General features: G+C 70.2%; 12 protein-coding genes and 3 pseudogenes. 3 read left to right on the forward strand and 12 right to left on the reverse strand.

From position 1 onward, the window contains the following. Window positions 1-84: 84 nt before the first annotated feature. From QT196_RS09525 to QT196_RS09535, 3 genes are all read right to left on the reverse strand, one after another. Complete coding sequence (locus tag QT196_RS09525) at window positions 85-297, reverse strand: hypothetical protein (protein ID WP_168478477.1); 213 nt, start codon at window positions 295-297, stop codon at window positions 85-87. Between the two features lie 239 nt (window positions 298-536). Then, window positions 537-653 (reverse strand): SGM_5486 family transporter-associated protein, encoded by a 117-nt coding sequence (locus QT196_RS09530; RefSeq protein WP_251085181.1) that lies wholly within the window; start codon window positions 651-653, stop codon window positions 537-539. 16 nt (window positions 654-669) lie between these two features. Further along, window positions 670-1,989, reverse strand: a complete 1,320-nt coding sequence (locus tag QT196_RS09535; RefSeq protein ID WP_168478478.1) for an MFS transporter — start codon at window positions 1,987-1,989, stop codon at window positions 670-672. Window positions 1,990-2,133: 144 nt separating this feature from the next. Between QT196_RS09535 and QT196_RS09540 the strand changes: the two genes are divergently transcribed. After that, window positions 2,134-2,814, forward strand: coding sequence for a FadR/GntR family transcriptional regulator (locus QT196_RS09540; protein WP_168478479.1), 681 nt, complete (start codon window positions 2,134-2,136; stop codon window positions 2,812-2,814). A gap of 320 nt (window positions 2,815-3,134) precedes the next feature. Here QT196_RS09540 and fabI read toward each other — a convergent pair whose 3' ends face one another. Both fabI and fabG read right to left on the reverse strand, forming a co-directional pair. Continuing rightward, a complete protein-coding gene (gene fabI, locus QT196_RS09545; protein ID WP_006606409.1) occupies window positions 3,135-3,905 on the reverse strand; it encodes an enoyl-ACP reductase FabI in 771 nt (256 codons plus the stop codon). Window positions 3,906-3,910: 5 nt separating this feature from the next. Further along, complete coding sequence (gene fabG, locus QT196_RS09550) at window positions 3,911-4,615, reverse strand: 3-oxoacyl-[acyl-carrier-protein] reductase (RefSeq protein ID WP_168478480.1); 705 nt, start codon at window positions 4,613-4,615, stop codon at window positions 3,911-3,913. 286 nt (window positions 4,616-4,901) lie between these two features. On the opposite strand from fabG, the gene QT196_RS09555 reads away from it, so the two are divergent. Then, the gene (locus QT196_RS09555; protein WP_290354744.1) at window positions 4,902-6,434 is read left to right on the forward strand and encodes a TldD/PmbA family protein; all 1,533 of its coding nucleotides are present in this window, start codon (window positions 4,902-4,904) and stop codon (window positions 6,432-6,434) included. A gap of 733 nt (window positions 6,435-7,167) precedes the next feature. Here the strand turns inward: QT196_RS09555 and QT196_RS09560 are convergent. From QT196_RS09560 to QT196_RS39355, 3 genes and pseudogenes are all read right to left on the reverse strand, one after another. Continuing rightward, the gene (locus tag QT196_RS09560) at window positions 7,168-8,688 is read right to left on the reverse strand and encodes an ice-binding family protein (protein WP_211117325.1); all 1,521 of its coding nucleotides are present in this window, start codon (window positions 8,686-8,688) and stop codon (window positions 7,168-7,170) included. A gap of 766 nt (window positions 8,689-9,454) precedes the next feature. Then, window positions 9,455-9,562 (reverse strand): annotated as a pseudogene (locus QT196_RS09565) (IS5/IS1182 family transposase); the annotation flags it as partial. 6 nt (window positions 9,563-9,568) lie between these two features. Further along, a pseudogene (locus QT196_RS39355) lies at window positions 9,569-9,745 on the reverse strand (transposase); the annotation flags it as partial. 297 nt (window positions 9,746-10,042) lie between these two features. On the opposite strand from QT196_RS39355, the pseudogene QT196_RS09570 reads away from it, so the two are divergent. Further along, window positions 10,043-10,312: pseudogene (locus QT196_RS09570) on the forward strand (TldD/PmbA family protein); the annotation flags it as partial. Window positions 10,313-10,588: 276 nt separating this feature from the next. Here QT196_RS09570 and QT196_RS09575 read toward each other — a convergent pair. The 4 genes from QT196_RS09575 to QT196_RS09590 form a co-directional block, all read right to left on the reverse strand. Further along, window positions 10,589-10,825, reverse strand: a complete 237-nt coding sequence (locus QT196_RS09575) for a hypothetical protein (protein WP_168478482.1) — start codon at window positions 10,823-10,825, stop codon at window positions 10,589-10,591. A 124-nt stretch (window positions 10,826-10,949) separates the two neighbouring features. Beyond that, a complete protein-coding gene (locus tag QT196_RS09580) occupies window positions 10,950-11,369 on the reverse strand; it encodes an arsenate reductase ArsC (protein WP_168478483.1) in 420 nt (139 codons plus the stop codon). Continuing rightward, the gene (gene arsB / locus QT196_RS09585; protein WP_290354745.1) at window positions 11,362-12,456 is read right to left on the reverse strand and encodes an ACR3 family arsenite efflux transporter; all 1,095 of its coding nucleotides are present in this window, start codon (window positions 12,454-12,456) and stop codon (window positions 11,362-11,364) included. Before arsB ends, QT196_RS09580 begins: the two co-directional genes overlap by 8 nt. Continuing rightward, window positions 12,453-12,860, reverse strand: a complete 408-nt coding sequence (locus QT196_RS09590; protein WP_168478485.1) for a metalloregulator ArsR/SmtB family transcription factor — start codon at window positions 12,858-12,860, stop codon at window positions 12,453-12,455. The genes arsB and QT196_RS09590 overlap by 4 nt, the downstream gene beginning before the upstream one ends. Window positions 12,861-12,936 lie beyond the last annotated feature (76 nt).

A 12,936-nucleotide genomic window follows, 5' to 3' on the forward strand; every position in this document is an offset into this window, starting at 1 on the left:
CGGCGCGGGGCGCGGGGTGTTGAAGCGCTCGTTCCGCCGGGTGGGACGCGGGCACGGCTGATCACCACGCAGCGCTGCGCGTGATCACCATGAGGCACCGTGCAGCAGCTGGGCCAGTATTCGGAGCAGCGGAGCCAGGCCCTGCCCGGCGCTCGCGGCGCTCGCCTCGGGGGAGCCGACGACGAGCGCCAGCAGGGCTGTGAAGGAGACCACCGGCAGGGCCAGCGCCCACCACGGCAGCCGCGTCCGCAGGCGGGACGCGCCGGGCGCGGAAGACCGGCGGAACACGGCGGACATGCGGATCGCCTCCGAGGTGCGTCGACGGGCGGCACGACCGCGGACCGCGGCGCGCCCACCGCTGTCTTGCGGTGTACTTCGACGCTACGGATCACCGGCGGCCGTTCCTACCCGGGAAGCCACCCACTTGACCCTGATGCCCGCCCCCTAGGGGACGGTGGGGTCTTCCCCACCCCGGGCCCGCGGGATCCGGGCCCTGGCCGGGCCTCGTCGCGGCCTCGTTCCGGCCGGGGCAGGCACTAGGGCGCGACGACGCTCGCGATGATCGCGACGACGACGGTCACGCCGAGCATGGCGCCCAGGACGAGGAGCAGCTTCTTCTGTCCGCCCTGCGGATTCGGTTCGAGCACTGGCATGGCCCCAGTGTCGCACTCACCCCTCGTCCTCGATCCGCCGGTCCCGGCCGGCCAGCACACCCACCGCGATCTGCGGCACCATGAGCCCTGCCATCAGGGCGATCGGCAGCCCCCAGCCGCCGCTGTGCTGGTAGAGCGTGCCGACCAGCAGCGGTCCGGGGATGGAGATCAGATAGCCGACGCTCTGGGCGAAGGCCGAGAGCTTGACGACTCCGGCGGAGCTGGTCGAGCGCATCCCGATCATCGTCAGGGCCAGCGGGAAGGCGCAGTTGGAGATGCCCATCAGCAGCGCCCAGGCCCAGGCGCCGGCGGCCGGTGCCAGCCACAGTCCGGCGTAACCGGCCAGACCGCAGAGGCCGAGCAGCACCGCGAGCGGACCCTGATGCCGCATCCGGGTCGCGAGCCGGGGCAGGACGAAGGAGAGTGGCACGCCCATCGCCATGGTGACGGCGAGCAGCACCCCCGCCGTACCGGCCGAGACCCCGGCGTCGCGGAAGATCTGCGGCATCCAGCCCATGGTGATGTACGCGGCGGTGGCCTGGAGTCCGAAGAAGACGGCCAGCGCCCAGGCGGTCGGCGACGCGGTGATCCGCACCGGGGCTTCCACGGGCCGGGCCGCGGTGGAACCGATCGGTCCGGCGGCGGCCCGGTGCTGCCGTACGACCACGAGCCAGGGCAGTACGGCGACCGCGGCGAGCGCCGCCCACACCGCCAGGCCGGTCCGCCAACTGCCGCCCAGCGCCCCGGTCATGGGGACGGTGAGCGCCGCGGCGAGCGAGGTGCCCAGCGCCAGCGCCATGGAGTAGAGCCCGGTCATCGGGCCGACCCGGCTCGGGAACCAGCTCTTGATGACGACCGGCATCAGGACATTGCTGACCGCGATACCGGCCAGGGCGAGTCCGCTGGCGGCGAGGAAGCCGCCGGTGCCGCCGGCGTACGGGCGCACCGCGACGCCCACGGTGATCGCGACCATGCCGGTGCAGACGACGGCGCCGGGCCCCCAGCGCCTGGCCAGCCGGGGTGCGGCGATACCGAAGGCGGCGAAGCACAGGGCGGGGACGGAGGTCAGCAGCCCGGCGACGGTGCCGCTCATGCCGAGGCCGTCCCGGACCTCCTCCAGGAGGGCGCCGAGGCTGGTGATGGCCGGGCGGAGGTTGAGCGCGGCGAGGACGAGACCGGCGATCAAGAGGCGCGGCAGCCAGCGGGCGGCCGGCCCGGCCGCGGGGGCCGTTTCAGGGGCCGGCTGCGGGTGTTCCGGGCCGTCGGCCGGCTGGTCGGTGGAGGTCGTACGGGGCCCGGCGGCGGGGCCGAGGGTCGCGAGGTCGTCGTCTGCCATAGACCCATCATAGAATCATGGGATGAATCCTTGTCCAACCGATGCCGATAGCCTCGGCTGTCCCGGGCGGCGCCGGGAGCCGACAGGGTCCGGCGGGCGCCGCACCGCCGCCGTCCGTCCGCCCCTTCCCCCCGGAGCGCAGCCATGCCTCTGACCTCGCCCCGCCGGTCCGCGCTGGCGGACCAGGTGATCGCGCAGCTGCGCGCCCAGATCACGTCCGGCGAGTGGCCGATGGGATCCCGTATCCCGACCGAACCGGAACTCGTCGAGCAGCTCGGGGTGGCCCGCAACACCGTCCGTGAGGCCGTCCGGGCGCTGGCCCACAACGGGCTGCTGGACATCCGCCAGGGTTCGGGCACCTATGTGGTCGCCACCAGTGAGCTCGCCGGGGTGATGAACCGCCGGTTCGCGGCCGCCGAGCCCGGCCACGTCGCCGAGCTGCGCAGCGCCCTGGAGGCATCGGCCGCCCGGCTCGCCGCGGAGCGCCGTACCGCACAGGACCTGCGGCAGCTCGACGCCCTGCTGGAGCGGCGCGAGCGGGCCTGGGAATCCGGTGCGGCGGAGGCCTTCGTGGAGGCGGACGCGAATCTGCACATGGCGATCGTGTCGGCCTCCCACAACGAGGTGCTGGCCGAGATCTACGCCGACCTAGGGGGCGTGCTGCGGGACTTCCTGCGCGCCGACGTGGGCGAGGAGCTGCGGCCCGAGGCGCACATGGACCATGCCCGGCTGGTGGAGGCGATCCGCGCGGGCGACGCCGACCGGGCCGCCGCCGAGGCGAGCGCGCACCCCTTCGGTTGCCGGCTGACGGTGCCGGGGGTCTGAGGGGGACTGCACCGGAGCCCTGAGGGCGACCGCAGCCAGGCCCTGAGAGGGGTCGAACGGTTCCCGTAGGGGATGCCGGCGCCCCCTGCGGGGCCACAACGGGCCAGGCGGGGGCGGTATTCCCGCGGCACCGCGTGGGACCGCGCTCCCGTGGCACCACGTGGCATCCCAGGGCACCCCGTGGCGTCCCCCTCCCCTGCCCCCGGGTTGCCCCTGGCGTCCCCGGCGCCCCCAGCGTCCCGCGCCCCCCTCCCGCCGCAAATGCATACCGCCCGCCCCGGCACACCGGGACGGGCGGTACGGAGGAAGCGCGCGGGGCGTCAGGCGCCCATCATGTGCACGCCGCCGTCGACGTGCACGATCTCGCCCGTCGTCCGCGGGAAGAAGTCGGACAGCATGCCGACGACACCGCGGCCGGCCGGCTCCGGGTCGGCCAGGTCCCAGCCGATCGGGGCGCGGTGGTTCCACACGTCCGCCAGCTCCTCGAAGCCGGGGATGGACTTGGCGGCCATCGACTTGATGGGGCCGGCCGAGACCAGGTTGCAGCGGATGTTCTTGGGGCCCAGGTCACGCGCCAGGTAGCGGTTGGTGCTCTCCAGCGCCGCCTTGGCCACGCCCATCCAGTCGTACTTCGGCCAGGCGATCTGCGCGTCGAAGGTGAGGCCGACGACCGCGCCGCCGTGCTCCATGAGCGGCAGGCAGGCCATCGTCAGCGACTTGTAGGAGTACGCCGACACCTGGACCGCGGTGCCCACGTCGGACCACTCGGCCTCCAGGAAGTTGAAGGCGCCCTGCGGGCCGAAGGCGATGGAGTGCACGATGCCGTCGAGGCGGGCGCCCTCACCCTGGTGCTCACGGATCTTGTCGGCCAGACCGTCCAGGTGCTCCTGGTTGGTGACGTCCAGCTCGATGACCGGGGCGGGCTTGGGCAGCCGCTTGGCGATCCGCTCCACGAGGGAGAGCCGGCCGAAGCCGGTGAGGATGACCTCGGCGCCCTCGTTCTGGGCGACCTTGGCCGCCTGGAACGCGATCGACGACTCGGTCAGGACACCCGTGACGAGGATGCGCTTGCCTGCGAGGATTCCACTCATGCTGATCAGTGACCCATGCCCAATCCGCCGTCGACAGGAATGACGGCTCCGGTGATGTACGCGGCCTCGTCGGAAGCCAGGAAGCGGACCGAGGCGGCGATCTCCTCGGGCTGCGCATACCGCGCGAGCGGTACCTGCTTGACGATGCCCTCCCGCTGCTCATCGGTGAGCACCCGGGTCATGTCGGTGTCGACGAAGCCGGGGGCGACGACGTTGACGGTGATGTTGCGGCTGCCCAGCTCCCGGGCGAGCGAGCGGGCGAAGCCCACCAGGCCGGCCTTGGAGGCGGCGTAGTTCGCCTGGCCCGGCGCGCCCATCAGGCCCACCACGGACGAGATCAGCACGACCCGGCCCTTGCGGGCCCGCAGCATCGCGCGGTTGGCGCGCTTGACCACCCGGAAGGTGCCGGTGAGGTTGGTCTCCAGGACCGAGGTGAAGTCCTCCTCGGACATCCGCATCAGCAGCTGGTCACGGGTGACGCCGGCGTTGGCCACCAGCACCTCGACCGGACCCTGCTTCTCCTCGATCTCCTTGTACGCCTGCTCGACCTGCTCGCTGTCCGTGATGTCGCACTTCACGGCCAAAAATCCCTCGGGGGGCTCGCCCGAGCGGTAGGTGATGGCGACCTTGTCGCCTGCCTCGGCGAAGGCACGGGCAATGGCGAGGCCGATGCCGCGGTTACCTCCGGTGACCAGAACCGAGCGGCTCAAGAGATCACCCTTTCCGTTTCCTGTCCGTCCAGCGTTTCGATACGAAACTATCGGTCACGGGGCCCTTCCGGGGAATCGAGCACGGACAGGCGCGTGCGCCGGTCCCTGTCGGGTCTCCACAGAACCACGGCGGAATCCCGTACCGCGGCGGCTCCCGCCGGCCGTGTCGCACCGGCCCCGGCACCCGCCCCACCCCGGTCGGCGGCACGGCGCCGCACGCCGGTGCGCTCTGGGCCGCGGGCCCGCCACAGGGCATGATGCAGGCGCCGACCACGGGAGGAATTCCTTGCCTGCACCCCATGCCGTTGACGAGACATTCCTGGCGCTGCCGCGGCACGCGCTGGCCGATGCCGCGCTGGCCCGCGCCCGCGCGCTGGGCGCCGACCACGCGGACTTCCGCCTGGAGCGGATCCGCAGCGCGTCCTGGCGGCTGCGGGACGCCCGGACGTCCGGGGCCTCGGACACCACCGAGCTGGGGTACGCGGTGCGGGTGGTGCACGGCGGGGCCTGGGGGTTCGCGTCCGGGGTGGATCTGACGATGGACGCGGCGGCGCGGGTGGCCGCGCAGGCGGTGGCGATGGCGAAGCTGTCGGCCAAGGTGATCCGGGCCGCGGGCTCCGACGAGAGGGTTGAGCTGGCGGCGGAGCCCGCGCATCCGGACCGCACCTGGGTCTCCTCGTACGAGATCAACCCCTTCGACGTCCCGGACACCGACAAGACCGGGCTGCTGGCGGAGTGGAGCGCGCGGCTGCTGGCCGCCGAGGCCGTGGCCCACGCGGACGCCTCGCTGCTGACCGTCCAGGAGAACAAGTTCTACGCGGACACCGCGGGCACCAGCACCACCCAGCAGCGGGTACGGCTGCATCCGCAGCTCACCGCGGTCGCGGTGGACCCGGCGAGCGGCGACTTCGACTCGATGCGCACCCTGGCCCCGCCCGTCGGGCGCGGCTGGGAGTATCTGACCGGCAGCCACTACGACTGGGACGGTGAGCTGGCCCGTATCCCGGAGCACCTCGCCGAGAAGATGCACGCACCGACCGTCGAGGCCGGTGCGTACGACCTGGTGGTGGATCCGTCCAACCTCTGGCTGACGATCCATGAGTCGATCGGGCACGCCACCGAACTGGACCGGGCGCTGGGCTACGAGGCGGCGTACGCGGGAACCTCGTTCGCCACCTTCGACCAGCTCGGGAAGCTGGCGTACGGCTCCGCACTGATGAACGTGACGGGCGACCGGACCGCCGAGCACGGGCTCGCCACGATCGGCTACGACGACGAGGGGGTGGCCGCCCAGTCCTGGGACCTGATCAAGGACGGCACCCTGGTCGGCTACCAACTCGACCGCAGAATCGCCGAGTTGACGGGCTTCCCGCGCTCCAACGGCTGCGCCTACGCGGACTCCCCCGGCCATGTGCCGGTCCAGCGGATGGCGAATGTCTCGCTGCAGCCGGCGGCGGCCGGACCGTCCACGGAGGAGCTGATCTCCGGGGTGGACCGCGGCATCTATGCCGTGGGCGACCGCTCGTGGTCCATCGACATGCAGCGGTACAACTTCCAGTTCACAGAGCAGAGGGCATACAGCATCCGGAACGGACGCCTTTGCGGGCAGGTCCGGGATGTTGCCTATCAGGGCACCACCCCTGAATTCTGGGGTTCCATGGTGGCGGTCGGAGGACCACAGACGTACGTCCTCGGAGGGGCTTTCAACTGCGGAAAGGCTCAACCTGGCCAGGTCGCCGCGGTGTCCCACGGCTGCCCCACGGCACTGTTCCGGAACGTGAACATCCTGAACACGGCGGAGGAGTCGGGGCGTCCCTGAAGGGCAGTACACCGAAGAGGTGGAGGGGCCCCGGCCACTGGGCAGGCGTCACCGCATGACCATGGAGAGCCTCCCCAACAGGAGGCGTACAAGGCCGTGGCGGTGGCGCCCCAGATGCTTGTGTCCATCCGCAGCTGACCAGGTAAGCGGCTCGGGAGTCGTCACCGAAGTGAGCGCCGATCCATGACCTGGACCCCGCCGCCAGTGTGCCCTTGGTGAGAAAACGGGTGATGCGACATGTGACGCCGAGGGCGAGAAGGAACGCGGAAAAGCTCACGGAAACCGTCCCCTCACGGGCTGGGTTCTCTTCGGGATGGCGCGGTTCTTCGGGCCCCGGATGCCGAGCATGTGTCTGACCGGCCACCTGGGGGCTCCACGCGGGGCCTTGGGACTGTGAGAGCCGCTCGGCTGTCCCGGGGCCGATACCGGAGGGAAGCACCGGCCCCGGTCCTCACCCGTGAGCCGTCCACGTACCACCGGCACCGGGGGGCTGTCCGTTTCCCCGTCTCCGTCCCGCCGGCGGACGTGGTGCCGAATGGCTCACCGGTAAGTTCGGGTCGGGCTGTCCCCCGTCCTTCCACGACGGGGGACAGCCCGTGACGGACACCCCCTTGAGGGGCCGGCCGCCTACCGGAAGGCCGTCAGGTCAGGGGCTGCACTGCGTGACCGGACCTGTGCGCGAGTACCGCAGCAGGACCCGTCGCGCTGCCCCGGCCGATCGGGCACAGGCCGGTCACGCCGGCGGGAAGCAGGGCACCAGGGAGCCGGTCGCCTGGACCGTGGAGCCGCCGACGGTGGCGACCGCCGTGTAGCTGCTGGCGCTGATCTGCAGGATGGACAGGCCGGCGTTGTTGAGGGTGGCGACACCGCTGGCGTTGGTCACCGCGGTGCCCACCGGCAGGCCGGAGACGTAGAAGGTGACCGTGACTCCCGCTTGCGCCGGCGTGAGGGTGGCCTTCAGCGTCGCCACGAACAGGTGCGGGACCGGGAAGGGCAGGTTGACCCGCCAGCAGGCGGGCGACGCACTCAGCGGGCTCGTCTGCGGAGTGACGGTGACGGTGAGGGGCGCGGAGACGACACGGGTGCACGAGCACGCGGTGCCTGTCGCGGTGACGGTGGCGGTGACCGTGGCGGTTCCGGCGGTGTTGAAGGTCAGCGATCCGGTCGCGACACCGGCCGCATTGGTGGTGACGGTCACCGGGGCCGCACCACCGTTGAAGGTCACCGACGCACCCGAGACCGGCAGACCGTTGCAGGTCACCACAGCGGACACGGAGGTCGGCTGCCCCACGACCACCGGCCCGGCCACCGGCTGGACCACCACCGAGCAGGACGGCTGCGGAGTGACGGTGACGGTAAGGGGCGCGGAGACGACACCGGTGCACGAGCACGCGGTGCCCGCCGCGGTGACGGTGGCGGTGACCGTGGCGGACCCGGCGGTGTTGAAGGTCAGCGATCCGGTCGCGACACCGGCCGCATTGGTGGTGACGGTCACCGGGGCCGCACCACCGTTGAAGGTCACCGACGCACCCGAGACCGGCAGACCGTTGCAGGTCACCACAGCGGACACGGAGGTCGGCTGCCCCACGACCACCGGCCCGGCCACCGGCTGGACCACCACCTGGCAGGTGGACAGGGGCGGCACGGTGACCGCGTTCGTGTCCAGCGTGACGGCGGCGCCGAGAGCCAGCAGCCGGCCGTCCACGATGGCCCCCGTCGTGGCGGTGATCGAGGTGTTGGCGAGGATGCTGCCCCTCAGGGTGGAGCCGGCGCCGAGCGTCGCGGAGCTGCCGACCTGCCAGAAGACATTGCCGGACTGCGCGAGGCCGATGAGGTTGACGTTGCCGGTGGCTCCCGTGATGAGCGTGGTGTTCGCCTTGAAGATGAAGACGGCGTTGGGGTTGCCCTGAGCGTCCAGGGTCAGAGTCCCGTTGAGGCTGAACGTGCCGGAGGCGGAGTTGTACACGCCGGGGGTCAGAGTGGTCCCGCCGAGTTCCGTCGCGACAGTGGCCGTGGCCGGCTGCAGAAGTGCGTTGCCGTACCCGATGAGCAGGTCGGCCTGGGCCTGCGCCGCGACAGCGTCGTTCACGTGGATGGTTCCGGTGACCGTTCCGGGAGGATTGAACCCGGTCACCGCACCGGCGGGGCTCACTCCGAGGTCGCCGGTGACCACGGTGGGGCCGGTGTTGGTGACCGCCGTGTTGGCGAGCACGCCGAAGGTGGCGGCGGTGCCCAGAGGTACAAGTGTGGCCATCGTGGGTTTCCTTTCCAAGGTTTCCGGGGCAGCCCTGATGCCGTCCTGGAACTGTGGGAGAGCGGCGCACTTGCACCGCTGCGACCGGCGCCTTGGGCACGGGGTGAGCTGTGCCATCTGCTGCGCCGGGATGAACATGAAGGCTTCGCCCGAGCGTGGTGTGCGCACTCGCCACAACTGCCTGACCAGCATGTTCAGGCGTTGGCGAGCCTTGCCGCGGGTCCTGGGAAGCCGCACGGGGGACTCGCCTGCGGCGGGCTCTGTGGGGCTCCGCCCTCAAGGTCTGATGGAGAACGGGGACGCCTGGGAAACGGCGGAGTTGTCGCCCGAATCGGCCGCCCGGACGCGCTAGCAGTCCGGGGAGGCCGGGTGAGAGCGAATCCCCTTACAGGTACGGCCGGATTCAGCGGAGCCGACAGCGTGAGTTGATTTCCACTCACCACGGCTCAAAGCAGTTGATGCCTTCTCGGCTGAAATACCTTGCCCATGTGTCGAGCCCTCGCCCTCTAGGTCTGCGTCGATCCAGGTCGGGGCTCTCAAGGGCTGATCAGAAGTCAGCCAACAGACTGGTAGGGGCAACTAACCAGCCGTCCGAGGAGCGCCCATCAGCAATGCCGCTGACCGTTCACCGGCCAACCGGCAAAACATGAGTCCCCGAGAGGAATGGGCGGCCTCCGGACTCACTATCACCATTAAGTCGTCACCGGCTGGTCCTGAATAGAGGCAGAACCCAGATGTCACCCGAATAGCCCAGCGCTTACCACGACTAACACACTGAGTTGATCTGTCGAAGGGCGATCAGAGAGCAGGCCAGGCAAAGGAAGGCTTCATGGATGTCGGCTCGTCTCTCCCAGCGGATGCGGAGGCGTTGGAAGTCGAGATACTCCCCCTGGACGCCGGTGTACCGCACATAGAGGACCCCGCACAGCACCTGCCGGTCCGGCAGCGGCCTCCGACCCGGATACCGGAATCGCCGCTCCCTCCTCGGCAGCAGCGATTCGCTCCGTTTCCACAGCTCATCTGACACGACCCATGGCGACCCCCATGACCTGACCAGCGCCGAAGGCCGGTACCCAGGGTCGCAGCGACCTGGACCCGTTCGTGCAGGGACGCCCCTGTGGGGCAAGACTTCACAGCGACGGCCGCCCGCCACCGGCGCCGGGCGGCCGACCGGCGTCTCCGTCAGTGCGGATGCCGCTCGGTAAGCTCTGCTCCCAGGTCGACACCAAGTCATCACCAGGCCCCGCACAGTCCGGTTTGAATCGGTATGGACAGGGATTGAGGGTAGACCATGAATAGCCGCCTGACCTGCATAGATGTCCGCCAGAGGGGTATGCCCTCCACTCTTCCGGTGAACTTCCAGTTCACCCGGCAAAGGGCCTATGCGATCCGGAACGGCCGTCTGTGCGGGCAGCTGCGGGACGTCGCCTATCAGGCGACCACCACCAACTTCTGGGGCTCGATGACCGCGGTCGGCGGCCCGCAGACCTATGTGCTGGGCGGCGCCTTCAACTGCGGCAAGGCCCAGCCGGGCCAGGTCGCCGCCGTCTCGCACGGCTCTCCGTCAGCGCTCTTCGAGGGCGTGAACATTCTGAACACGACGCAGGAGGCCGGTCGCTCGTGAGCCCCTGGCCGAGCCGGCTCCGCCCGGTCTGCCTCCCCTGACACGCTCGGGCGGCGCGACGGGTTCCGCCCCCGCCGCGCTGCCCGACGAGCAGCAGAGGGTTCGTATCGGTGGCGCTACGGCAACGCAGACCCGTTGTGGGGGTATTGAGGTATCCCGGGAGTGAACGCCTCTGTGGCCGCCATGAAGCGGGGCGCCATGCGCTGCGGCAGCATGGTCAGCGCCTCAGCCTTTGCCTTGAGCTCACGTACCGCTGCTTGTTCCGGTGGACGGTCTTCAGCCTCCGATGTCGCGTCGGCTGGACACGGCCTCTTGGGCGATTCTGGAGAGTGTCAGGGAGCGCTCCGCGTCGACGATGAGCCAACCCTTTGCGAGGAGCGACTGAAGCTCCGGCCGGACCTCGTCACCCAACTCTGCCGCCAGATCGTCGTCCGTCGGGGCACCGCCGGCCCGGACGCGTTCGGCGACACGGAAGACCATGGCTTCCTCCGCCGCAGTGATGTTGAAGTCCATGAGGCGACAGTACGGGCGCGGCCGCACGATCGCCTCCGGGCTCCCTGGAGATCACGAACCGGGCGTGCGCGGAAAGCGTCATCTGCCGTACCCCCATGGCCGGTGGGGCGACATCGAGCGGCCGTCACTTCTCGTCGGCGGTGGCGATTTCGTCGATCAGTCCCCGGACACGCTCTTCGATCTTGTTGCGGATCGGCCGGACGGCCTCGATGCCCTGTCCGGCGGGGTCGGGCAACTGCCAGTCGAGGTATCGCTTACCCGGGAACACGGGGCAGCTGTCCCCGCAGCCCATCGTGATCACCACGTCGGACGCCTGAACGGCCGCAACCGTGAGGACCTTGGGTGTCTCGGCAGAGATGTCGATGCCCACCTCCGCCATGGCTGCCACGACGGAGGGGTGCACGGTTTCCGCCGGAGCGGACCCGGCCGATCGCACCTGTACCCGGGCGCCCGCGAGGTGAGTGAGGAAGGCTGCCGCCATCTGGGAGCGGCCGGCGTTGTGGACGCAGACGAACAGCACTGACGGCGGGGCCGTGTCAGACATGGACGGTGCCCTCCTGGGGCGCGGGAGCGGGAGAGGTGAAGAAGCGCCGAGCCCACAGCGCGACGTGGACGAGGCCGATCAGGACCGGTACCTCGATGAGGGGGCCGACCACTCCGGCGAGTGCTTGCCCGGACGACGCACCGAACGTGGCGATGGCGACGGCGATGGCCAGCTCGAAGTTGTTGCCCGCCGCGGTGAAAGCGAGCGTCGTGGCGCGTGAGTAACTCAGGCCGACAGCGCGCCCGAGCGCCATGGAGCCGACCCACATCACGGCGAAGTAGACGAGCAGCGGGAGCGCGATGCGGGCGACGTCGAGCGGCTGCGAGGCAATCGCGTCACCTTGCAGCGCGAACAGCACCACGATGGTGAACAGGAGGCCGTACAGGGCGAACGGGCCGACCTTCGGCAGCAGCTCGGACTCGTACCAGTCGCGGCCCTTGGCGCGTTCGCCGAACCGCCGCGTGAGGCATCCGGCGGCGAGCGGGATACCGAGGAAGATCAGCACGCTGCGGGCGATCTGCCACACGGACACGTCCAGACCCGCCTGTTGCAGTCCCAGCCAACCGGGGAGCACGGAGAGGTAGAACCACCCGAGGGCCGAGAACGCGATCACCTGGAAGACCGAGTTCAGCGCGACCAGGACGGCGGCGGCCTCGCGATCGCCGCAGGCGAGGTCGTTCCAGATGATCACCATGGCGATGCAGCGGGCCAGGCCGACGATGATCAAACCCGTGCGGTATTCGGGCAGGTCCGGCAGGAACAGCCACGCCAGCGCGAACATGATGACCGGGCCGACGACCCAGTTCAGCAGCAGCGAGGGCAGCAGCAGGCGCCGATCCCGGGTCACGGTGTCGAGCCGGTCGTAACGCACCTTGGCCAGGACCGGGTACATCATCACCAGCAGTCCCAGCGCGATCGGCAGCGAAACCCCGGTCACGGTGACTCCGGCCAGAGCATCCCCGAGGCCGGGCACCAGGCGCCCCGAGCCGAGGCCGACCACCATCGCGGCGAGAATCCACACCGCGAGGTACCGGTCCAGGAAGGAGAGACGGCCGGCGACGCCGGGCTCAGGCGTCGCGGCGCTCACGAACATCCTCCGGCCGATCCGGCGTGCGAGGGCAGGGGTTCGCCTGCGGGGCGCGTCAGGATGCCGGCAAGGCGGTCGGTCATCTCCGGCAGCAGCCAGTAGTAGACCCAGGTGCCGCGTCGCTCGCAGTCGATGAGACCGGCCTGGCGCAGCAGCTTGAGGTGGTGAGAGATCGTCGGTTGCGACAGGTCGAAGGCAGGGGTGAGGTCGCAGACGCAGATCTCGCCTCCGGCCCGGGAGGCGATCAGCGACAGCAGCCGCAAACGCACCGGGTCACCGAGCGCCTTGAACACCTTTGCCAGTTCCCCGGCCTGCCCCTCGTCGAGGGGCGCCGTCAGGATGCCCGGGCAGCAGACGGTCACCGCGCCGTCCTGATCCAGCACCTCAAGCTCTTGTTTCGACATTCTTCTATGTTGACGTTCTTCGATCCAAGGCGCAACCTTGAATCGACAGAACTCAATGCAGCCAGCTGGGAGGTGC

It is taken from the genome of Streptomyces sp. P9-2B-2 (genome assembly GCF_030406865.1).
GTDB classification, from domain to species: domain Bacteria; phylum Actinomycetota; class Actinomycetes; order Streptomycetales; family Streptomycetaceae; genus Streptomyces; species Streptomyces platensis.